We start from the raw sequence: 19,162 nt of genomic DNA on the forward strand, positions 1-19,162 counted from the left end.
GCCCCTGCAAAGGCGACAGTTCGCTTGCACAAGGCAGCGCGGCTGCTATTGCATGATCTGCAGGCAGGCACAGGGGGAACGATGCGCGCCCATACCACCGCGATTACCGCCGCCACCCCGATGGCCGCCACTGGGACCGCCTGGGGCATCCTGACCGCCATCAGCCTGTGCCACACCATCAACGACGTGATGCAGTCGATGCTGGCGGCGATCTATCCGCTGCTGCAGGTCGAGTTCTCGCTGACCTATGCGCAGATCGGGGTGATGACCTTCGCCTTCCAGGTCACGGCATCGCTGCTGCAGCCGCTGATCGGGATGGCGACGGACCGCCACCCGCAGCCGCGTTCGCTGCCCTTCGGCATGGCCTCGACCTTCTGCGGGGTGCTGCTGCTGGCCTTTGCGCATCATTACGGGATGCTGCTGGCGGGCGCGATGCTGATCGGCGTCGGATCGGCCGTGTTCCATCCCGAAAGCTCGCGCGTGGCGCGGCTGGCATCGGGCGGGCGCTTCGGGACGGCGCAGTCGCTGTTCCAGATGGGCGGCAATTTCGGCCAGTCGCTGGGCCCGCTGCTGGCGGCCTTCATCGTCGTGCCGCTGGGCCGCCCGGCGGTGGCCTGGTTCGCGGTGGCCGCGGCCCTGGGTGCCGCGCTGCTGTGGCATGTGGGCCACTGGGCCGAGGGGCGCCGCCGCGCCGCGACCGCCAGGGCCGACACCGCCCTGCGCCTGCCGCGCGGCATCGTGATCCGGTCCATCGCCGTGCTGGCGATCCTGACCTTCACCAAGAACATCTACACCGCCTCGATGAGCAGCTATTTCACTTTCTTCACCATCGAGAAGTTCGGCCTGGGCGCGCAGGGCGCGCAGATCATGCTGTTCCTGTTCCTGGGCGGCATGGCGGCGGGCGTGATCCTGGGCGGCATCGTCGGCGACCGGATCGGGCCCTTGCGGGTCATCTGGTTTTCCATCCTGGGTGTGCTGCCCTTCACGCTGCTGCTGCCGCATGTCGGGCTGATGACGACGGGGGTGCTGGCCATCATCATCGGACTGATCCTTGCCTCGGCCTTCCCGGCCATCGTGGTCTTTGCGCAGGAACTGGTGCCGGGCCGCACGGGCACCATCGCCGGGCTGTTCTTCGGCTTCAGCTTCGGCATGGGGGGCATCGCCGCCGCCGCCCTGGGCGTTCTTGCCGACGCGCAGGGGATCGAGCGGGTGTTCGTCCTCTGCTCGTTCCTGCCGGTGCTGGGGATCCTGACGATCTTCCTGCCGCGTCAGGGACGGCCGGTTGGCGGATGACGGCTGCGCCGCTGTTCTTCCACATCAGCCCCGACTGGTGCGGCGAGGCGCGGCTGGCCCGCCTGTTCCGCCGTAACGGCCATGCCGCCGTCTGCCATGACGATGGCCGCCTGGCCGAGGATATCCTGTTCGCGCGTGCCAGCGGGGGCGAGGCGCTGCGCCCTTGGCCCGGCACGGTGCTGTTTTCGGGCCTTTACCGCCACACCCCGCATTGGCGCCCGCCGCTGGAGGCCTGGCGGCAGTTCCCCTGGCTGGCCGACCGCTTTCCGCAGGCGCGTTTCATCCTGACCCTGCGCCGCCCCGAGGACTGGATCCTCGACCGCCTGACCCGCGACGGGGGTGCTGCCGCGCGCTGCCATGCCCATCATCGCGGTTGCGATCCGTCGGACCTGCCGGACCTGTGGGAAGCCGACTGGCACGCCCATCTGGCTGCGGTCGATGCCTTCTTCGGCGCCGATCCCCGGCTGATCCGCGTCGATCTGGACCTTGAGACGCCGCGCGATCTGGCGGCAAGGCTGGACCCGCTGCTGCCGATGCCGGATGCCGGATGGCAGCAAGGGTGGTTCCCCCAGGCGGAAGAAACCGCGCCAGCCGCTCTCGCGCTGCTGGACAGGCAGGCGCCGGAAGCCGTCGATCCGGGCTATGTCGAGGATGTGGCCTTGTTCTGCCTGCGCGGTCTGGGGCGCGGCACGAGCGAGGATCGCGGCGCATCGGAATATTTTTCCACCTGGGACGGCGGGGACATCGTGGCCGACCGTCGCGGCAACAGGCGCCGGATCGGGGTTCTGGACGGAACCGCCGTTTCCGCCCCCGGCCGGCATTTCAAGCTGCTCCGCGCCGAAGGCGTCATCAACGACGCCCTGCGCCTTGGCCGCGCCATGCCCCTGCGCATCGACATGGAGGATTCGCGCTGGTTCGGTTCGCCGCAGGGCCATCCCCTGGCCGGTCCGACCCTGTGCCACAATCGCCGCAAGGGCGCGCGGAATGCCGTGCTGTGGCCGCTGCCGGACCAGCACGGCATCGGGTTGCCGGGTTTCGACCCCGATGCCGCGCCTGACCCGATCCCGTGGGAAAAGAAGCTGGACCGGGTGGTCTGGCGCGGCATGATCTCGGGCAGCGAGATGACGGGCAGCGTCAAGCCCGGCCCCGCCTCGCATGTCTTCCTGCGCCAATTGGCCGAGGCCGGGGACGATCCGGCCCGGCGGCAGGCCGCGTGGGATCGGTTGTCGAACACCTCGCGGCTGGCCTTCGTGCGCCGCTGGTGGGGCCATCCCGATTTCGACCTGGGCGTGGTCATGGCCTGGGGATACCGTGAATTCGCCCGCGACCCGCTGCTGGCGCCTTACTGCACGCCGCGCCAGGACCGCGCCTTCTTCCGGCGCTTTCGCTATCAGCTGTGCCTTTCCGGCTATGACCACGGGTCGAATTTCATCCCCGCCATCGACGGCCAGTCCGTGCTTCTGTCCGAGGAGGACGGGTGGGAGGTCTTCTATTCCGGCCGCTTCCGCCCGTGGAAACACTATATCCCGCTGGCGCGATATGGCGCGGATGTCGCCGAAAAGCTGGCCTGGGCGCGCGAAAATCCCCAGGAATGCAAGGCGATGGCCGCTGCGGCCCAGGCCGAGGCCGCGCTTCTGCGCCGTCCCGCCACGCGCCGGGCGATCATGGCGCGCATCCTCGACGGGCTGGCCGGGGCAGGCTAAGCCAAGGGGCAGGAGGAACCCCATGACCACGATCCGCATCGAACCCATCACTGCAGACGCCTTCGCCCCCTTCGGCGAATTGCTGACCGCGCGCGCCACGCCCGACCGCATGATCAACGCCGGCCGCTGCGAGCGTCACCACGCCCTTGCCACCGTCGAGCGGGCGGGGGGAGAGGCGATCATCTCGATCTTCCGGTCCGAAGCCGTCAGCCTGCCCTATGACTGCACGCTGCTGGAGCGGCACCCCCTGGGCAGCCAGGCTTTCATGCCGCTGGGCCCGGATGCCTGGATGTCGGTCGTGGCCCCCGATGACAATGGCCAGCCCGGCCAGCCGCGCGCCTTCCTGGTGCCTGCGGGCATGGGCGTGAACCTGCGCGCCGGCGTCTGGCATGGCGTGCTGACGCCGCTGGACCGGCCTGCGGATTTCCTGGTCGTGGACCGGGAAGGCGAGGGCGTGAACCTTGAAGAGGTCGCCATCGACCCTGTAACCATCGTGGCATGATTCTGCCCGATTTCAGCTTCGAACAGGCCGCCCTGTCCCGTGGCGCCCGCCGCGTCGCGGGCGTGGACGAGGTCGGGCGCGGCCCGCTGGCCGGTCCCGTCACCGCCGCCGCCGTGGTGCTGGACCCGGGCAACATCCCCGAGGGGCTGAATGATTCCAAGAAGCTGACGGCAAAGCGGCGCGAAGCCCTGGCCGAATGGCTGGCCGCCCATTGCGACCATTGCATCATCCATGTCGGCGTCGAGGAGATCGACCGCCTGAACATCTATCACGCGTCCCACCTGGCGATGTGCATGGCGGTCGCGGGACTGCGGACCAGGCCCTGCCATGTGCTGGTGGACGGCAACCGTGTTCCGCGCGACCTGTCCTGTCCCGGAGAGCCCGTCGTGGGGGGCGACGCCCGCTGCGTGACCATTGCCGCAGCCTCGATCCTGGCCAAGGTGGCGCGGGACCGGCTGATGGTGGATTTGGCGCAACAACATCCCGGATACGGCTGGGAAGCCAATGCAGGTTACGCAACGCCCGCCCACAGGCAGGCGCTCCTAGATTTGGGCGTGACCCCCTATCATAGGCGTTCGTTCGAGCCGGTCCACAACATCTTGTGTAAAGCCCTGGAAGCAAGTTCTTGATTCAAAAAAGAAATTGACGCCGATTCGGGTCTGAATCATGTTGGGGGCATACCAGACCGGCAAGAAGCCGGCGATTTCCCCCGAGGCGAAGATGATGACGACCAAGGATCAGCGCATGGCAGCCGCGCGACCGTTACCCCTGAACCAAATTCTGGCAGGCGATTGCATCGAGGTGATGAACGCGCTTCCCGAAGCCAGCGTGGACCTGATCTTTGCCGACCCTCCCTATAACCTGCAATTGCGGGGCGACCTGCACCGGCCCGACAATTCCCGCGTCGATGCGGTCGATGACCATTGGGACCAGTTTTCCAGCTTTGCCAGCTATGACGCCTTTACCCGCGACTGGCTGACTGCGGCGCGCCGGTTGCTGAAGCCCAACGGCGCGATCTGGGTGATCGGCAGCTATCACAACATCTTCCGCGTGGGGGCCGAGATCCAGAACCAGGGCTTCTGGATCATGAACGACGTGATCTGGCGCAAGTCGAACCCGATGCCCAACTTCCGCGGCAAGCGGCTGACCAACGCGCATGAAACCCTGATCTGGGCGGCAAAGTCCGAGAACTCGAAATACACCTTCAACTACGAGGCGCTGAAGTCGCTGAACGAAGGCACGCAGATGCGATCGGACTGGGTGATCCCGATCTGCAACGGCGGCGAACGCCTCAAGGACGCGGCAGGCGACAAGGCCCATCCGACGCAAAAGCCCGAGGCGCTGCTGCACCGCGTCATCATCGGCACCACCAATCCCGGCGACGTGGTGCTGGACCCGTTCTTCGGCACCGGCACCACCGGCGCGGTCGCCAAGATGCTGGGGCGCGACTTCATCGGGATCGAGCGGGAGGCCGCGTACCGTGAGGTTGCCGAGAAGCGCATCAGCCGCATCCGCCGCCTGGATGCCGAGGCGCTTGCCACGACCCGCGCCAAACGGGCGGAACCGCGCATCCCCTTCGGCCAGGTGATCGAACGCGGGATGCTGCGCCCGGGCGAAGAACTGTATTCCATGAACAACCGCCACAAGGCCAAGGTCCGCGCCGATGGCAGCCTGATCGGCAATGACGTGAAGGGCTCCATCCACCAGGTCGGCGCCGCGCTGGAAGGCGCGCCAAGCTGCAACGGCTGGACCTATTGGCATTACCGGCGCGAGGGCAGGATGATCCCCATCGACATCCTGCGCCAGCAGATCCGGGCCGAGATGGAGGGCGAGGTGTCCCGCCCCAACTGAACATCAGGTGTTCGCCACGTTCCCCCGGCTGCCGCCATCAGGGGAACCGCCTTGCCCCGCCATCCTCGCATGGCGGGGCTTTTTCGGTTTGCGGGTCCGATGCTACTCCCGGTGATAGGGCGATCCCGCCAGGATGGTCGCCGCGCGGTAAAGCTGTTCGGCCAGCATCACGCGCACCAGCATATGCGGCCAGACCATGCGGCCCAGGCTGATCTGCCAGTCGGCCCGCGCCCGCAGGGAAGGATCCAGCCCGTCCGCGCCGCCGATCACGAAGCACAAATCGCGCGCTTGGTCGCGGTAATCCGCCAGCCGCCGCGCAAACTGGGGGGAGGTCGGCTGTTCGCCCCGTTCGTCCATCACCACCAGACCCGCGCCTTGCGGGATGGCACGCGCCAGCAACTCGGCCTCGGCACCCATGCCGCCGCCGCGCTTGTCCTCGACCTCGGTGAGGGTGACAGGCGGCAGGCCAAGGCTGCGCCCGGCCTTGGCGAAACGGTCGAGGTAGTCCGCCACCATCGCCGCCTCGGGGCCCTTGCGAAGCCGCCCGACCGCGGCGATGTCGATTCGCATGAAGCCTGCCCGGTTTCAGACCGCCGGACGGGCCCCGTCGCGGACGCGGCTCAGCGCGTCGGCGGGCATCCACATCTTTTCAAGCTGATAGAACTCGCGCACCTCGGGGCGGAAGACGTGGACGATGACATCGTCGGTGTCGATCAGCACCCAGTCGCCGGTGTCCTTGCCCTCGATGCGCGGGGTGCGGCCGGTGATCTGCTTCATGCGGTCGGCCAGCTTTTCGGCGATGGCGCTTACCTGGCGCGCGCTGCGGCCCGATGCGATCACCATGTGATCCGCCATGGCCGATCGTCCGCGCAGGTCGATCGTCACGATGTCCTCGGCCTTGTCGTCGTCAAGCGAGGACAGGACGCGGGCAAGGATCTGGTCGCTGGTCAGATCATGCGCCGCAGGGGTCGCTGCCGGACCCGTGGCCGGCGAGACGTCTTGTGACAGGGTTCAATCCTCCGGTCAGCGCGCCGATCGCCCCCGGCGCAGGGGATAGGGTTAAAGATAGCAACTTTTCGCACCATCTCAATGTTCCCGGTCCGATTCCGCGTCGTCCGGCCGGGGATCGCCCGTATGGATCGGCGGCGCGGCGTTCACAAGCCGGACCTCGCGTTGCGGGAAGGGAATGGTGATGCCCTGTTCCTGGAAGGCGTCCCACAGCACCAGATAGACTTGGCCCCGCACATTGGTCAGCCCGTCCGCCGCGTCGTCGATCCAGAAGCGCAGCACATAGTCGATGGAATTGTCGCCGAATCCCGTGACCCAGCAGACCGCCTGGCGGTGCGTCAGCACGCGCCTGACGGTCTTGACGGCGGCGATGGCGGTGGCGGTGACCTTGTGGGGATCGTCGTCGTAGGAGGCGCGGAACGTCAGGTCCAGCCGCACGAAGCTGTTGTTGTGCGACCAGTTCACGACCTGGCCCGTCACCAGATCCTCGTTCGGGATCAGATAGGCCTTGCCGTCGCGCGTCACCACGTTGACATAGCGGGCGCCCAGTTCCTCGATCCAGCCGAAGGTGTCGCCCAGGCTGATGACATCGCCGGGCTTCACCGACTTGTCCAGCAGGATGATGACGCCGGACACAAGGTTGGACACCACCTTCTGCAGCCCGAAGCCCAGGCCCACGCCGACCGCGCCCGAAAAGACCGCAAGCCCCGTCAGGTCGAAGCCCACGGCCCGCAATCCGACGATGATCGCCAGACTGAACAGCACGATCTGCAGCAGTTTCGTGGTCAGGACCCGCATCGTGGGCGAGAGATCCTGGTTGCGCGCCAGCCTGCCGCTGACCAGCCGCGACAGCATTCTTGCCCCGGTGATCATCAGGCCGGTCACCAGCAGAACCTTCATCACCGTCAGGACCGACAGGCGGAAGTCGCCGATGGTCAGGGCGATGCTGTCCAGGAACTTTCCCACCGGCTCGGTCAGATCCAGCAGGAACAGCGTGACCCAGACCCATGCGCTCCAGCTGAGGATGCGCCGCAGCAGGCGGTTCGCGACAAGCCGCATCAGGAAGAAGATGCCCAGCCAGGCCGTGGCGATCGAGGCCGCAAGCGCCACAAGCGCGCTATGGGACGGCCATGTCACCGCCCGCATGGCGATCACCACTCCCCAGGCCAGCAGGACAAAGATCATCAGCCCCAGCCTGCGTCCGACCAGGATGCCCAGCCGCAGCCGCCATTTGGGCCAATTCGCGCGCGACCGCAGCCAGCCGTTCAGCATCCGCGCCCCGATTCGCCCCAGGATCAGGGACATGAGCGCCAGGGCCAGGATGGCGGCCGCCTGATACAGCCGCATGGGCAGGACCATGATCTCGAAGAACAGGGCGATGCGCGACCACAATCCTTGTGCGGCATCCAAGATGTCGGGCCCGACCTGGATCATCCGTTTCCCTTGCGACATGGGGGCAGTCAGCCAATATTGCCCCAACGCCGGAAGCATTGTAAAAGATCGCGCATGTCAGGGTTCATTTATTTCGACATCCATGATCGCGCGCGCCTGCCGTCGCGGTTCTTCGGCGCCACGCGGCGCGTGACGGCGCGACTGTGACGGGCTGCGGTCCCGCCGCAGCCATGCCGCATGTTCCCAAAAGCATCACAGCCGAAAGCCAGACAGCCATGACCATCGAACCCCAAGCCGCCGCCGCGCGGACGCTTTACGACAAGATCTGGGACGCCCATGTGGTGGACCGCCAGCCCGACGGCACCTGCCTTCTGTATATCGACCGCCACCTGGTCCACGAAGTCACCAGCCCGCAGGCATTCGAGGGCCTGCGCATGACCGGCCGCAAGGTCCGCGCCCCCGAACGCACCATCGCCGTGCCCGACCACAACGTGCCCACCACCTGGGACCGCGAACAGGGCATCGACAACGAGGAATCGCGCATCCAGGTCGAGGCGCTTGACCGCAATGCCCGCGAATTCGGCGTGGTCTATTACCCGGTGACCGATATCCGCCAGGGCATCGTCCATATCATCGGCCCCGAACAGGGCTGGACCCTGCCCGGCATGACGGTGGTCTGCGGCGACAGCCACACCTCGACCCACGGGGCCTTCGGCGCGCTGGCCCACGGCATCGGCACCTCCGAGGTCGAGCATGTGCTGGCCACCCAGACGCTGATCCAGAAGAAATCGAAGAACATGAAGGTCGAGGTGACCGGCCGCCTGGCGCCCGGCGTCACCGCCAAGGACGTGGTGCTGGCGATCATCGGCAAGACCGGCACCGGCGGCGGCACCGGCTATGTCATCGAATATTGCGGCGAGGCGATCCGCAACCTGTCGATGGAAGGCCGCATGACCATCTGCAACATGGCCATCGAAGGCGGCGCCCGCGCGGGCCTGATCGCGCCGGACCAGACCACCTTCGATTACGTCAAGGGCCGTCCCCATGCGCCGAAAGGCGCGCAGTGGGAAGCGGCAGTCAATTGGTGGAAGACGCTCTACAGCGACGACGATGCGCATTGGGACAAGGTCGTCACCCTGCGCGGCGAGGATATCGCCCCCACCATCACCTGGGGCACCAGCCCCGAAGACGCGCTGCCCATCACCGCGACGGTTCCTGCGCCTGAGGACTTCACCGGCGGCAAGGTCGAGGCCGCGCGGCGCAGCCTGGACTACATGGGCCTGACGCCCGGCTCGCCCCTGACCGACATCGCCATCGACGCGGTCTTCATCGGCTCCTGCACCAACGGCCGGATCGAGGATCTGCGCGCGGCGGCCCAGATCCTGCGCGGCCGCAGGCTGGCACCGGGCGTGCGCGGCATGGTCGTGCCCGGATCGGGCCTTGTCCGCGCTCAGGCCGAGGAAGAGGGGCTGGATCAAGTCTTCAAGGATGCGGGCTTCGAATGGCGCCTTGCGGGCTGCTCGATGTGCCTGGGGATGAACCCCGACCAGTTGGCCCCCGGCGAACGCTGCGCCGCGACCAGCAACCGCAACTTCGAAGGCCGCCAGGGCTACAAGGGCCGCACCCACCTGATGTCGCCCGCGATGGCTGCGGCGGCGGGCGTGGCCGGGCATCTGGTCGATGTCCGCGCCTTCGCGGCGGAAACGGTGTAAGGAGACCCGATCATGGACAAGTTCACCACCCTGACCGGGATCGCGGCGCCCATGCCGCTGGTCAATATCGACACCGACATGATCATCCCCAAGCAGTTCCTGAAGACGATCCAGCGGTCGGGCCTCGGGGTCAACCTGTTCGACGAGATGCGCTATGACCGCGACGGGAACGAGTTGCCGGATTTCGTGCTGAACCAGCCCGCCTATCGGCAGGCGGAAATCATCGTGGCAGGCGACAATTTCGGCTGCGGATCCTCGCGCGAACATGCGCCCTGGGCTTTGCTGGACTTCGGGATCCGCTGCGTCATCTCGACCAGCTTTGCCGACATCTTCTTCAACAACTGCTTCAAGAACGGCATCCTGCCCGTGGTGCTGCCGCAGGAAGCGGTCGATGTGCTGATGGAGGACGCGCGCCGTGGCGCCAATGCCCGCATGACGGTGGATCTGGAAAACCAGACGGTCACCACCTCGGACGGCGTTTCCTTCGCCTTCGAGGTCGATCCCTTCCGCAAGCATTGCCTGCTGAACGGTCTGGACGACATCGGGCTGACGATGGAAAAAGCCCCCGTCATCGAAAGCTACGAGACGCAGATGGCGCAGGCCCGGCCCTGGGTCTGACCCGCCCTTTCCGAAGCATCGCAAGCCGGGCACCTGCCCGGCTTCCTTGTTTCGGCGGAACCGCAAGCGGCACGTCGCCCCGGTCTGGTTTCTCCGGCTGCCCAGCGGCCGGGCGCGCCCTTGCGCAGGACAACGGTTCGCGGAATGGTCATCGCCCGTCACCCGCGTGACCGGCCCAAGCGGCTTTTCCCCAGCCGGGATTTTCATTAGGACGGCACAAGCGTAACAAGGCGCAAACTACCTTGAGGCCGACATGACGAAACCCGTGGTCCTGTGCATCCTTGACGGCTGGGGCATTTCCGACCGCCCCGAGCAAAGCGCGCCGGATCAGGCGGCCACACCGAACTTCGACCGGCTGATGCGCGACTGCCCCCATGCGACGCTGACCACCTTCGGCCCCGACGTGGGCCTGCCGCGCGGGCAGATGGGCAATTCCGAGGTCGGCCACACCAATATCGGCGCGGGCCGCGTCGTGGCCATGGACCTGGGCCAGATCGACCTGGCGATCGAGGATGGCAGCTTCGTGGGCAACGAAGGGCTGGTCCGCTTTGTCGAACGGCTGCGCGCCACGGGCGGGACCGCGCATCTGATGGGCGTGGTGTCCGACGGCGGCGTGCATGGCCATGTCGTCCATGTGCAGGCCGCCATCCGCGCCATTGCCGCGGCAGGCGTGCCGGTGGTGGTCCATGCGATCACCGACGGGCGCGACGTGCCGCCGCAATCGGCCATAGGCTTTGTCACCGAATTGCAGGGAACGCTGCCCGAAGGCGCGCGGATCGGCACGGTGATCGGCCGTTACTTCGCGATGGACCGCGACAACCGCTGGGAACGGGTTGAGCGCGCCTATCGCGCCATGGTGGCGGGGCAGGGCGAGCCCGCCTTGTCCGCCGACCTGGCCGTGACCACGGCCTATGCGCGGGGCGAGACGGACGAATTCATCCAGCCCTTCATCATCGACGGCTATAACGGCGCGATGGACGGGGACGGGTTCTTCTGCCTCAACTTCCGCGCGGATCGCGCGCGGGAAATCCTGACGGCTCTGGCCGATCCGACCTTCGACCAGTTCGACACCGGCGACCGCCCCGAATGGGCGGCGCTTCTGGGCATGGTCGATTACAGCACCCGGCACAACGAATACATGACCACGGCCTACCCGAAGCGTCAGGTGCTGAATACCCTGGGCGCTTGGGTCGCGGCCAAGGGCCTGCGCCAGTTCCGCCTGGCCGAGACCGAGAAATATCCCCATGTCACCTTCTTCCTGAACGGCGGGAAAGAGGCGCCCGAACGGGGCGAGGACCGCTTCATGCCCTCCAGCCCCAAGGTCGCGACCTATGACCTTGCGCCCGAGATGGCCGCCGATGAGGTGGCGACGAAGCTGGTCGAGGTGATCGGCGGCGGCTATGACCTGATCGTGGTGAACTTCGCCAATCCCGACATGGTGGGCCATACCGGCAGCCTGCCCGCCGCCACCCTGGCCTGCGAGGCCGTGGATCGCGGCCTTGGCCGGATGCTGGAGGCCCTGGATCGCGTCGGCGGCGCGGCGGTGATCTGCGCCGACCACGGCAATTGCGAGACGATGATCGACCCGGAAACCGGCGGCCCGCATACCGCCCATACCACCAACCCGGTGCCGGTGATCGTCTATGGCGGCCCGGCGGGCGCGCGGCTGCGCAATGGCCGTCTGGCCGACCTGGCGCCGACCGTCTTGCAGCTGATGGGCCTTGACCAGCCCGCCGAAATGACGGGCCAGAGCCTGATCGTGACCGCATGAGGTTCCTTCTTCCCCTGGCGCTCTCCGCGCTGATCGCCGCCGCGCCCGCCACAGCCCAGGAACCCTCGGTCAGCGCCGCCGTGGCCGAGGCGCAGGACGCCGCCGCCCAGTTGCGCGCGGCCGTGGCCAAGCTGGCCGACGCGGTGTCCGCCGACGACCAGGTGGTCGCCCTGACCGAGGTGATCCGGGGATACGAACAGGGCCTTGCCGCCCTGCGCGAGGGGTTGCGCCAGGCCAGCGCGCGAGAGGCGGAACTGCGCGCCCGCTTCGAATCGCAGCGGGTGCAGCTTGCCTCGGTCCTGGGGGCCATGACGGCTCTGCAGCAGGCCCCCGAAGCCACCATGCTGCTGCATCCGGCGGGCGCGCTTGCCAATGCGCGGTCCGGCATGGTCCTGGCCGATGTCACCCCCGGCCTGCGGGCCGAGGCCGAGGCATTGCAGGACGATCTGCAGGAAATCGCCACCGTCCGCGAACTGCAGGCGGGCGCCGCGCAGATGCTGGGCGCCGGGCTGGCCTCGGTGCAGGAGGCGCGCAGGCTGCTGGCAAGCGCCGTGACCGACCGCTCCAGCTTGCCGGTCCGCTTTGCCGAGGCGCCCGCCGAATTGCAGAAACTGCGCGACGCCGCGCAATCCTTGGACGAATTCGCGGCGGGCGTGGCCAAGGTGCAGATGGATGTGGGCCCGCCCATGGAGGATTTCGAGGGCGCGAAGGGCAGCCTGCCCCTGCCGGTCGTGGGCACCATCCTGCGCCTTTACGACCAGCCGGATGCCGCCGGGGTCAAGCGCCCCGGCTGGGTGATCGCCACGCCTCCCGCCGCCCTGGTCACGACCCCCTGGCCCGCAACGATCCGCTATCGCGGCCCGCTTCTGGATTACGGCAATGTGATGATCGTCGAGCCCGCGCGCGGTTATCTTCTGGTCTTCGCGGGCATGTCGCAGGTGTTTGGTGAGGTGGGCGACGTGCTGCAGGCGGGCGATCCGATCGGCCTGATGGGCGGGCAGGAAGCGTCGGCCCAGGAATTCGGTGCGCAATTCGTGGCCGATGCCGCCATTGGCGGCAATGCAGGGCAGACCGAATCCCTGTATCTGGAATTGCGCAAGGGACAGGAAACTCTGGACCCGGCGGACTGGTTCGTGCTGAATCCCGTCACGGGGGCCCAACAGGATTGAAGGCAGGAAAGGCCGACATGAAACATTATCTGATCGCAGGCGTGGGCGGCGTTCTGGCCGGGGCCCTGCTGACCACCCAGATCGCCGGTCCGCTGGTGGCGCAGGAAACCGGCTCCAACGCCTCGATCTATGAACAGCTGGAACTGTTCGGCAATGTCTTCGAACGGGTCCGCGCCGATTATGTCGAGGCGCCCGACGACAAGAAGCTGATCGAGGCCGCGATCAACGGGATGCTGACATCGCTGGATCCGCATTCTTCCTTCCTGTCGGCCAACGATTACGAGGACATGCAGACCCAGACCCGCGGCAGCTTCGGCGGCCTGGGGATCGAGGTCAGCCAGGAGGACGGGCTGGTCAAGGTCGTCTCGCCCATCGACGACACGCCGGCGGCGCAGGCGGGGGTCAAGTCGGGCGATTTCATCACCCATGTGAACGGCGAATCGCTGATGGGCCTGACGCTGGACCAGGCGGTGGACATGATGCGCGGCCCCATCGGGTCGGAAATAACCGTCACCATCCTGCGCGAAGGCGAGACCGAGCCCTTCGACCTGACCATGACGCGCGACACGATCAAGCTGACGGTGGTCAAGACGCGGGTCGAGGGTCATTCGGTCGTCCTGCGCGTCTCGACCTTCAACGACGAAACCTATGACACGTTGAAGTCCGAACTGGAAAAGGGCGTCAAGGACGCGGGCGGGATCGACAAGGTCACGGGCTTCGTGCTGGATCTGCGCAACAACCCCGGCGGCCTGCTGAACCAGGCGATCAGCGTTTCGGACGCCTTCCTGGACGCAGGCGAGATCGTCAGCACCCGTGGCCGCAACCCCGAGGAAAGCGAGCGCTGGAACGCCGAGCCCGGTGACCTGGCCCAGGGCAAACCCATGGTGGTGCTGACCAATGGCGGTTCGGCCAGTGCGTCGGAAATCGTCGCGGGCGCGCTGCAGGACCACCGCCGCGCCATCGTCGTGGGCGAAAAGACCTTCGGCAAGGGGTCGGTCCAGACGGTCATGCCGGTGACGGCCGACAGCGCCATCCGGCTGACCACGGCGCGTTATTACACGCCGTCGGGCCGCTCGATCCAGTCGTTGGGCATCCAGCCCGACATCCTGGTGGCGCAGCCCAAGCCCGCCGCCAAACCCGAGGACGAGAAGCAGGGCCCCCGCACGCAGTCGAACTTCGGCCGGTCCGAGGCCGACCTGCGCGGCGCGCTGAACAACGATTCGGTCAGCGACGACGAGAAGAAGCAGATCGAGGAAGAAGCCGCCGAGGTCGAGGCGACCGCCAAGCTGCGCGAGGAGGATTACCAGTTGGCCTATGCCGTGGACATCCTCAAGGGCTTGGCCGCCGTCGATTTCCAGGCGGGCCAGGTGCCTGCCAGCGAAACCCCCGCCGTCACGGGCGAGGGGTCGGGCACCGAAGGGGCTGCCAAGACGAATGGCTGAGGCGGAACGGACGGGACCGGGCGGGCTGCCCTATCGCCCCTGCGCGGGCGTGGTGCTGATCAACGCCGACGGGCTGGTCTTCGCGGGCCAGCGCATCGACATGCCCGGCGCCTGGCAGATGCCCCAGGGCGGCATCGACGAGGGCGAGGATCCCCGCACGGCCGCCCTGCGCGAACTGGTCGAGGAAACCGGCGTTTCCCCGGACCAGGTCGAGGTTCTGGCCGAAACTCCCGGCTGGGTCTGTTACGACCTGCCGCCCGAGCTTCTGGGCAAGGTCTGGAAGGGCAGGTATGGCGGGCAGCGCCAGAAATGGGTGCTGATGCGGTTTCTGGGGGACGATGCCGATATCCGCATCGACACCGATCACCCCGAGTTTCAGGAATGGCGCTGGATGCCCGCCGCCGCGCTGCTGGAAAACATCGTGCCCTTCAAACGCGGGGTTTACGAGGAGGTTCTGGCGGCGTTTGAGGGGTGGCTGCGATAGGGGGAGGGTGCCGAAGGCCAGGGCCTGCCTTGCGGACAATCCGGTCAGTCGATGATTCTGGCATCCTCGGCGCTCAGACGGGCGAGACCATCCTTCATCTGCTGTAGCCGGTCAGGGGAGTGCCCTTGCCACCTTGTCACTTCGGCAAGGATTCGCAGCGGGTCGCGTGAACGATAGGAAAGGGTCGGATTGCCGGGGAATTTCTTATCGGTCAGGTTGGGATCGTCCATGATTGGCCCGGTTGGTTCGACCACATAGATCCGTTCCGGCCTTGGGCCGGCAGCCAGTTCAGCGCCCCAGATTGCCGCATCCAGCGTGGCGGTAAAATACACCCAGGACAGCGGCTTGGCGTCAGTGAAGTTGGACTGGTACCCTGCGACGATCAGGTCTCCTGGTTTCAAATCAGCCTTGGTTCCGTGGAAGAAGGATTGTGAAAACATCCCGGCACTTGCTGACATGGCCGCCGCTCCCTTGATGTAATTCAGCGCGTCTCCGGGGGCCGCAAAAGCTTGAAACTGCCCTCGTCATGTCCACCATGGCTTCTGGATAGCCGACACCCGATGATGGCTGTGGGCTTGAGGCCACGAAAAAAAGGGCGCCCTCATTGGGCGCCCCTCTTGCTTACCGCCGCAACTGACCCAGCAGGATCGAGGTCGGATAGCCGTCCGGCGTGACCCCGATCGACCGCTGGTAGGCCGCGACCGATTCCATCGTGGCCGATCCGAACAGCCCGTCGATCTCGCCGTTGTAGAAACCCTTGGCGCGCAGGCGCTGCTGGATTTCCTGGCGTTCGCCGGTGGACAGGGGGCGGTCGTTCCTTGGCCACGACCCCTGGATCCCTGCGCGGCCCGCGATGCGCTCGCCCAGGAAGGCCACGCCAAGCGCGTAGTTGTCCGAGTTGTTGTAGCGCAGGATCGAGCGGAAGTTGTCGAGGATCAGGAAGGCCGGGCCATTCGCCCCCGCCGGCATGATGATGGACCCGTTCCCGCCGGGCAGCGCGCCGCCGCCGATCCGGCGCACGCCCTGCGCGGCCCAGTCCGACCGGCGCGTGCCCTTGCCGACCAGGCCCATGTTGAAGCCCGGCGGCAGTTGCACCTCGGCCCCCCAGGCCTGGCCGGGGATCCAGCCGTTGCGGCGCAGATAGTTCGCGGTCGAGGCCAGCGAATCGGTCGGGTCGTCCGACCAGATGTCGCGCCGCCCGTCGCCGTTGAAATCGACGGCGTAATCCAGATACGAAGTCGGCATGAACTGCGTGTGGCCCATGGCCCCCGCCCAGCTTCCCAGCATGTGTTCGGGATCGGTGTCGCCCGCCTGCAGGATCTTCAGCGAGGCGATCAACTGGTTCTGGAACATCTCGCCCCGGCGGCCGTCATAGGCCAAGGTGGCCAGAGAAGGGATGATCTGCATCTTGCCCCGGTTGGCGCCGAAGTTCGATTCCATCCCCCAGACGGCCAGCACGATCTCGCGCGGCACGCCATAGCGCGCCTCGATCCGGGACAGGATGCCCGCCAGTTGCGCGGCCTTCTGGCGGCCGGTGGTGACGCGCACCTCGGACACGGCGCTGTCCAGATACAGCCAGACGGGGCGGCTGAACTCGGCCTGCTTGCGGTCCAGGCGGATCACGTCGGGGTTGTAGCGGGCGATCCGCATGGCGCGATCGTATGTGGCGGGCGAGATGCCCGAGGCGATGGCGCGCGGCCGGAAGGACTGCACGAAGCGCTGCAAGCCCGCCTCGTCCCCGGCCGAAGCCTGCGGGATCGGCGCGGGCGTGACCGGGCCGCTGCCGGTCATCGCGCCGGGCGCGCGGTTCATCGCGCCCCCGCAGGACGCCAGTGCGCCCACCAAGGCGGTGGTCAGGAAGATGCGGGTCATGGTCATGGGGATCGCCTGTCCGTAACTGCTGCTGTTTTTTGTTGGAAGGCAGTCTAGCGAAGACACTTGCGGTTGAATAGGGCCGCCTCGCCCGTCAGTGAACCGTCCCCTCATCGTCGTCTGCGCCTTCGCAGCCTTTGAAAAAGGGCTGCATCTGCGCGACGATGACCGAGTTTTCGTCCAGGGCGCGCTGCATCAGGGCGCGTTCGTCCTCGTCGATCTCGTGGCCCTCGGCCAGGCGTTCGTCCAGCGTGCCGTATCCGGTCACGTCCAGCGGCGCGAGATCGGCCTGCTTGAGGATCGCCACGGTTTCGCGCACCGCCTCGGCCTCGTCGCGGCCAGAGGCATAGCAGATCAGCGCGGCGCCGGTCGATCCGTCGGGCAGGCCGTCGTTCCTGGACCGGCCCACCTCGACCAGAAGGGTATAGACGTTCATGGGCCAAGCCTCCTTGTTGCGTTGCCTTGTGGAACATCATGCCTGACGCGCAGGCGCAAGGCGATGCCCTGGGCTTTTCGCGCCCCTTCGCCGCCGCTAGGGTGCGCGCGACAAAAAGGGGGGCAGGAATGAGCAAGAGCCTGGGACGGGTCCGCGCGGCCCTGGATGCGGCAGGCGTGGCGGTCGAGATCCTTGAGATGGCGGATAGCACCCGCACGGCCGAAGATGCCGCGCGGGCAGCGGGCTGCGCGGTCGATCAGATCGCCAAGTCGATCATCTTCCGCGGCGAGGACACGGGCCATGTCGTCCTGTTCCTGACCGCCGGCGGCAACCGCGTCGATCCGGCAAAGGCCACGGCAGTCGCGGGCCAGCCCCTGGGCAAGGCCGACGCCGCCCTGATCCGCGAGGAAACCGGCTTCGCCATCGGCGGCGTGGCCCCGGTCGGGCACCTGAAGCCCGTGACGGCCTTCTTCGACCCGCGCCTGCTGGACTTCGACCGGGTCTGGGCGGCGGCAGGCACGCCGCGCCATGTCTTTGCGATTGCGCCGCAGGTGCTCCTGGATTTGACCGGGGCTGCGGTGGCGGATTTCACGGGCTGACCACGGCAAAGGGCGGGGCCGTAATGCTGAGCGTGGTGTTGCTGTCCGGTCCCTCGGCAGCGAAGCGCACAAGATTGACGCCCCATCGGCGCTTGTCGCCAGGTGGATATTGCGCCCAGAAGTGCAGGGCATCGAAACGGAACGGTCTTTGCAGCACGCCTGGCTCCAGCATGGGCAAGGCTGGCGGGATCGCCTCGGCCGCAAGGGCGGCAAAGCGGTCTCGTTCGTCCTTGGTCAACAGCCGCATCACGTCAGTGATGGAACATTCGCGTTCGGTACGTTCCAGAAGCCATCCGCTGCGGGGATCGAAGAACGGGTCTGGCCCAAGCGAGATTTTCAAGGGCTCCAGGGCGGGGCCGACTTGGGGCCTTTCGTGGCGCGCCAAGGGCAGGCAATAGGTCTTGAACAGCGCAATCCCTTGCGCCGCGCGGTCCAGTTCCGGCGTCAGGGCCCTTGCCCCGAACCAGCCGGTCGGCAGCCCCGCCAGGGCAATCAGCGCAACGATTGTCGCACGCTTCATGGCGTCAGCAGCCGGTCCAGCAGCGGACTGTCCGGGCGTTCCAGCCCCTCGATCACGTCGAAATGGTGGCGGCCGGGGTCGATGACGCAATCGGTCGCAGCCCCCAGCCCGGCCCAGACATTCGCCAGCAGCCGGGCCTGGCGCAGGAACTCGGGCCGTTCCATGCCGCCGACCCAGGTGGTGACGGGGATGCCGGGGCGCGGGGCCAGCAGGGCGGGGCTTTCAGCGGCGGCCTCGGCCGCGTCCAGCCGCAGCGTGCCGTTCATGGCCGTGCGCAGAAGCGGGCGCAGGTCGGACAGCGGAGAGATCGGGACACAGCCCGTCACCCGCGCGGCCACCGCACCGGGCAGGGTGCCGTCGTCGCAGACCATCCGCGCGGCCAGATGCCCGCCCGCCGAATGGCCGGTCAGCGCGATGGGGCCGCCGATGCGGCCTGCCGCCTCTGCAATCGCGGCGGCGACCTCTTGCACCATCTGCGTGATGCGCGCCTCGGGCGCCAGGGTATAGGCGGGCAGGGCGACCGCCCAGCCGCGCGCCAGCGCGCCTGCCGCCAGATGCGACCAGAGGCCGGGGCCGGTTTCCATCCAGTAGCCGCCATGGACAAAGACCATCAGCCCCTGCGGCGCCCCCGCAGGGCGGAACAGGTGCCCCCGGCCCAGCGGCTCGGGCGGGTGCGCCGCGCGGAACCGGGCCGAGGCATCCTGCCAGCGCGGCACGAAGCCTTCGCCCTGGGGGATATGGACGGTGTTCGCATAGGCGTCGTCCCAGTCGGTGATGTGATAGATCATCC

The 19,162-nt window shown here is 67.3% G+C and carries 20 protein-coding genes; 12 read left to right on the plus strand and 8 right to left on the minus strand.

The genetic code is table 11. The features are described 5' to 3' along the window. Positions 1 to 81: 81 nt before the first annotated feature. The 5 genes from AAIL68_RS00955 (at position 82) to AAIL68_RS00975 (ending at position 5,349) form a co-directional block, all read left to right on the plus strand. On the plus strand, positions 82 to 1,293 hold the full coding sequence (locus AAIL68_RS00955; RefSeq protein WP_347137612.1) for an MFS transporter: 1,212 nt from the start codon (positions 82 to 84) through the stop codon (positions 1,291 to 1,293). Next, positions 1,290 to 2,996 carry a glycosyl transferase family 90 gene (locus tag AAIL68_RS00960; RefSeq protein WP_347137613.1) on the plus strand — a complete coding sequence of 569 codons (1,707 nt, stop codon included), beginning with the start codon at positions 1,290 to 1,292 and terminating at the stop codon, positions 2,994 to 2,996. The genes AAIL68_RS00955 and AAIL68_RS00960 overlap by 4 nt, the downstream gene beginning before the upstream one ends. Positions 2,997 to 3,018: 22 nt before the next feature. Then, positions 3,019 to 3,498: an ureidoglycolate lyase gene (locus AAIL68_RS00965; RefSeq protein WP_347137614.1), complete on the plus strand. Its 480-nt coding sequence runs from the start codon at positions 3,019 to 3,021 to the stop codon at positions 3,496 to 3,498. Beyond that, positions 3,495 to 4,127 (plus strand): ribonuclease HII, encoded by a 633-nt coding sequence (locus AAIL68_RS00970; RefSeq protein WP_347137615.1) that lies wholly within the window; start codon positions 3,495 to 3,497, stop codon positions 4,125 to 4,127. Before AAIL68_RS00965 ends, AAIL68_RS00970 begins: the two co-directional genes overlap by 4 nt. 94 nt (positions 4,128 to 4,221) lie before the next feature. Further along, positions 4,222 to 5,349, plus strand: a complete 1,128-nt coding sequence (locus AAIL68_RS00975) for a site-specific DNA-methyltransferase (protein WP_347137773.1) — start codon at positions 4,222 to 4,224, stop codon at positions 5,347 to 5,349. Between the two features lie 102 nt (positions 5,350 to 5,451). Here AAIL68_RS00975 and rlmH read toward each other — a convergent pair whose 3' ends face one another. The 3 genes from rlmH to AAIL68_RS00990 form a co-directional block, all read right to left on the minus strand. Continuing rightward, on the minus strand, positions 5,452 to 5,919 hold the full coding sequence (gene rlmH, locus AAIL68_RS00980) for a 23S rRNA (pseudouridine(1915)-N(3))-methyltransferase RlmH (protein WP_347137616.1): 468 nt from the start codon (positions 5,917 to 5,919) through the stop codon (positions 5,452 to 5,454). A 15-nt stretch (positions 5,920 to 5,934) separates the two neighbouring features. Next, positions 5,935 to 6,300 carry a ribosome silencing factor gene (gene rsfS / locus AAIL68_RS00985; protein ID WP_347137774.1) on the minus strand — a complete coding sequence of 122 codons (366 nt, stop codon included), beginning with the start codon at positions 6,298 to 6,300 and terminating at the stop codon, positions 5,935 to 5,937. A 135-nt stretch (positions 6,301 to 6,435) separates the two neighbouring features. Continuing rightward, positions 6,436 to 7,791, minus strand: a complete 1,356-nt coding sequence (locus tag AAIL68_RS00990; protein ID WP_347137617.1) for a mechanosensitive ion channel domain-containing protein — start codon at positions 7,789 to 7,791, stop codon at positions 6,436 to 6,438. Positions 7,792 to 8,024: 233 nt separating this feature from the next. Here AAIL68_RS00990 and leuC point away from each other — a divergent pair, with 233 nt between their 5' ends. The 6 genes from leuC to AAIL68_RS01020 all read left to right on the plus strand — a co-directional run bounded on the left by leuC (position 8,025) and on the right by AAIL68_RS01020 (position 14,945). Further along, positions 8,025 to 9,461, plus strand: a complete 1,437-nt coding sequence (gene leuC, locus AAIL68_RS00995) for a 3-isopropylmalate dehydratase large subunit (protein WP_347137618.1) — start codon at positions 8,025 to 8,027, stop codon at positions 9,459 to 9,461. 12 nt (positions 9,462 to 9,473) lie between these two features. After that, positions 9,474 to 10,079 (plus strand): 3-isopropylmalate dehydratase small subunit, encoded by a 606-nt coding sequence (gene leuD / locus AAIL68_RS01000; protein ID WP_347137619.1) that lies wholly within the window; start codon positions 9,474 to 9,476, stop codon positions 10,077 to 10,079. Positions 10,080 to 10,332: 253 nt separating this feature from the next. Then, complete coding sequence (gene gpmI, locus AAIL68_RS01005; protein ID WP_347137620.1) at positions 10,333 to 11,850, plus strand: 2,3-bisphosphoglycerate-independent phosphoglycerate mutase; 1,518 nt, start codon at positions 10,333 to 10,335, stop codon at positions 11,848 to 11,850. Then, positions 11,847 to 13,019 (plus strand): peptidoglycan DD-metalloendopeptidase family protein, encoded by a 1,173-nt coding sequence (locus AAIL68_RS01010; protein WP_347137621.1) that lies wholly within the window; start codon positions 11,847 to 11,849, stop codon positions 13,017 to 13,019. Before gpmI ends, AAIL68_RS01010 begins: the two co-directional genes overlap by 4 nt. Before the next feature lie 17 nt (positions 13,020 to 13,036). Next, entirely contained in the window at positions 13,037 to 14,461 is a 1,425-nt protein-coding gene (locus AAIL68_RS01015) for a S41 family peptidase (RefSeq protein WP_347137622.1), read from the plus strand. Continuing rightward, on the plus strand, positions 14,454 to 14,945 hold the full coding sequence (locus AAIL68_RS01020; RefSeq protein ID WP_347137623.1) for an RNA pyrophosphohydrolase: 492 nt from the start codon (positions 14,454 to 14,456) through the stop codon (positions 14,943 to 14,945). Before AAIL68_RS01015 ends, AAIL68_RS01020 begins: the two co-directional genes overlap by 8 nt. Before the next feature lie 44 nt (positions 14,946 to 14,989). On the opposite strand, the gene arr is transcribed toward AAIL68_RS01020, so the two are convergent. The 3 genes from arr to AAIL68_RS01035 all read right to left on the minus strand — a co-directional run bounded on the left by arr (position 14,990) and on the right by AAIL68_RS01035 (position 17,253). Then, positions 14,990 to 15,403, minus strand: a complete 414-nt coding sequence (gene arr / locus AAIL68_RS01025) for an NAD(+)--rifampin ADP-ribosyltransferase (protein ID WP_347137624.1) — start codon at positions 15,401 to 15,403, stop codon at positions 14,990 to 14,992. Between the two features lie 163 nt (positions 15,404 to 15,566). Next, the gene (locus AAIL68_RS01030; protein WP_347137625.1) at positions 15,567 to 16,823 is read right to left on the minus strand and encodes a lytic murein transglycosylase; all 1,257 of its coding nucleotides are present in this window, start codon (positions 16,821 to 16,823) and stop codon (positions 15,567 to 15,569) included. An 88-nt stretch (positions 16,824 to 16,911) separates the two neighbouring features. After that, complete coding sequence (locus AAIL68_RS01035; RefSeq protein ID WP_347137626.1) at positions 16,912 to 17,253, minus strand: hypothetical protein; 342 nt, start codon at positions 17,251 to 17,253, stop codon at positions 16,912 to 16,914. 128 nt (positions 17,254 to 17,381) lie between these two features. Here AAIL68_RS01035 and AAIL68_RS01040 point away from each other — a divergent pair, with 128 nt between their 5' ends. Further along, entirely contained in the window at positions 17,382 to 17,852 is a 471-nt protein-coding gene (locus AAIL68_RS01040; RefSeq protein WP_347137627.1) for a YbaK/EbsC family protein, read from the plus strand. Here AAIL68_RS01040 and AAIL68_RS01045 read toward each other — a convergent pair. Further along, on the minus strand, positions 17,842 to 18,372 hold the full coding sequence (locus tag AAIL68_RS01045) for a hypothetical protein (RefSeq protein ID WP_347137628.1): 531 nt from the start codon (positions 18,370 to 18,372) through the stop codon (positions 17,842 to 17,844). The two genes, AAIL68_RS01040 and AAIL68_RS01045, sit on opposite strands and share 11 nt — an antisense overlap. Further along, positions 18,369 to 19,160: an alpha/beta hydrolase gene (locus tag AAIL68_RS01050; protein WP_347137629.1), complete on the minus strand. Its 792-nt coding sequence runs from the start codon at positions 19,158 to 19,160 to the stop codon at positions 18,369 to 18,371. Before AAIL68_RS01050 ends, AAIL68_RS01045 begins: the two co-directional genes overlap by 4 nt. Positions 19,161 to 19,162 lie beyond the last annotated feature (2 nt).

The organism is Paracoccus sp. SSK6 (assembly GCF_039770665.1).
Taxonomy (GTDB): domain Bacteria; phylum Pseudomonadota; class Alphaproteobacteria; order Rhodobacterales; family Rhodobacteraceae; genus Paracoccus.

Bases quoted from the DNA above. Each gene is read 5' to 3' on its own strand.
- AAIL68_RS00990 (WP_347137617.1), bottom strand. From the start codon at position 7,791: ATGATCCAGGTCGGGCCCGACATCTTGGATGCCGCACAAGGATTGTGG.
- AAIL68_RS00955 (WP_347137612.1), top strand. From the start codon at position 82: ATGCGCGCCCATACCACCGCGATTACCGCCGCCACCCCGATGGCCGCC.
- gpmI (WP_347137620.1), top strand. From the start codon at position 10,333: ATGACGAAACCCGTGGTCCTGTGCATCCTTGACGGCTGGGGCATTTCC.
- AAIL68_RS01020 (WP_347137623.1), top strand. From the start codon at position 14,454: ATGGCTGAGGCGGAACGGACGGGACCGGGCGGGCTGCCCTATCGCCCC.
- AAIL68_RS00975 (WP_347137773.1), top strand. From the start codon at position 4,222: ATGACGACCAAGGATCAGCGCATGGCAGCCGCGCGACCGTTACCCCTG.
- leuC (WP_347137618.1), top strand. From the start codon at position 8,025: ATGACCATCGAACCCCAAGCCGCCGCCGCGCGGACGCTTTACGACAAG.
- arr (WP_347137624.1), bottom strand. From the start codon at position 15,403: ATGTCAGCAAGTGCCGGGATGTTTTCACAATCCTTCTTCCACGGAACC.
- AAIL68_RS01010 (WP_347137621.1), top strand. From the start codon at position 11,847: ATGAGGTTCCTTCTTCCCCTGGCGCTCTCCGCGCTGATCGCCGCCGCG.
- AAIL68_RS01050 (WP_347137629.1), bottom strand. From the start codon at position 19,160: ATGATCTATCACATCACCGACTGGGACGACGCCTATGCGAACACCGTC.
- AAIL68_RS00960 (WP_347137613.1), top strand. From the start codon at position 1,290: ATGACGGCTGCGCCGCTGTTCTTCCACATCAGCCCCGACTGGTGCGGC.
- AAIL68_RS01045 (WP_347137628.1), bottom strand. From the start codon at position 18,372: ATGAAGCGTGCGACAATCGTTGCGCTGATTGCCCTGGCGGGGCTGCCG.
- AAIL68_RS01040 (WP_347137627.1), top strand. From the start codon at position 17,382: ATGAGCAAGAGCCTGGGACGGGTCCGCGCGGCCCTGGATGCGGCAGGC.
- AAIL68_RS00965 (WP_347137614.1), top strand. From the start codon at position 3,019: ATGACCACGATCCGCATCGAACCCATCACTGCAGACGCCTTCGCCCCC.
- leuD (WP_347137619.1), top strand. From the start codon at position 9,474: ATGGACAAGTTCACCACCCTGACCGGGATCGCGGCGCCCATGCCGCTG.
- rlmH (WP_347137616.1), bottom strand. From the start codon at position 5,919: ATGCGAATCGACATCGCCGCGGTCGGGCGGCTTCGCAAGGGCCCCGAG.
- AAIL68_RS01035 (WP_347137626.1), bottom strand. From the start codon at position 17,253: ATGAACGTCTATACCCTTCTGGTCGAGGTGGGCCGGTCCAGGAACGAC.
- AAIL68_RS00970 (WP_347137615.1), top strand. From the start codon at position 3,495: ATGATTCTGCCCGATTTCAGCTTCGAACAGGCCGCCCTGTCCCGTGGC.
- AAIL68_RS01015 (WP_347137622.1), top strand. From the start codon at position 13,037: ATGAAACATTATCTGATCGCAGGCGTGGGCGGCGTTCTGGCCGGGGCC.
- AAIL68_RS01030 (WP_347137625.1), bottom strand. From the start codon at position 16,823: ATGACCATGACCCGCATCTTCCTGACCACCGCCTTGGTGGGCGCACTG.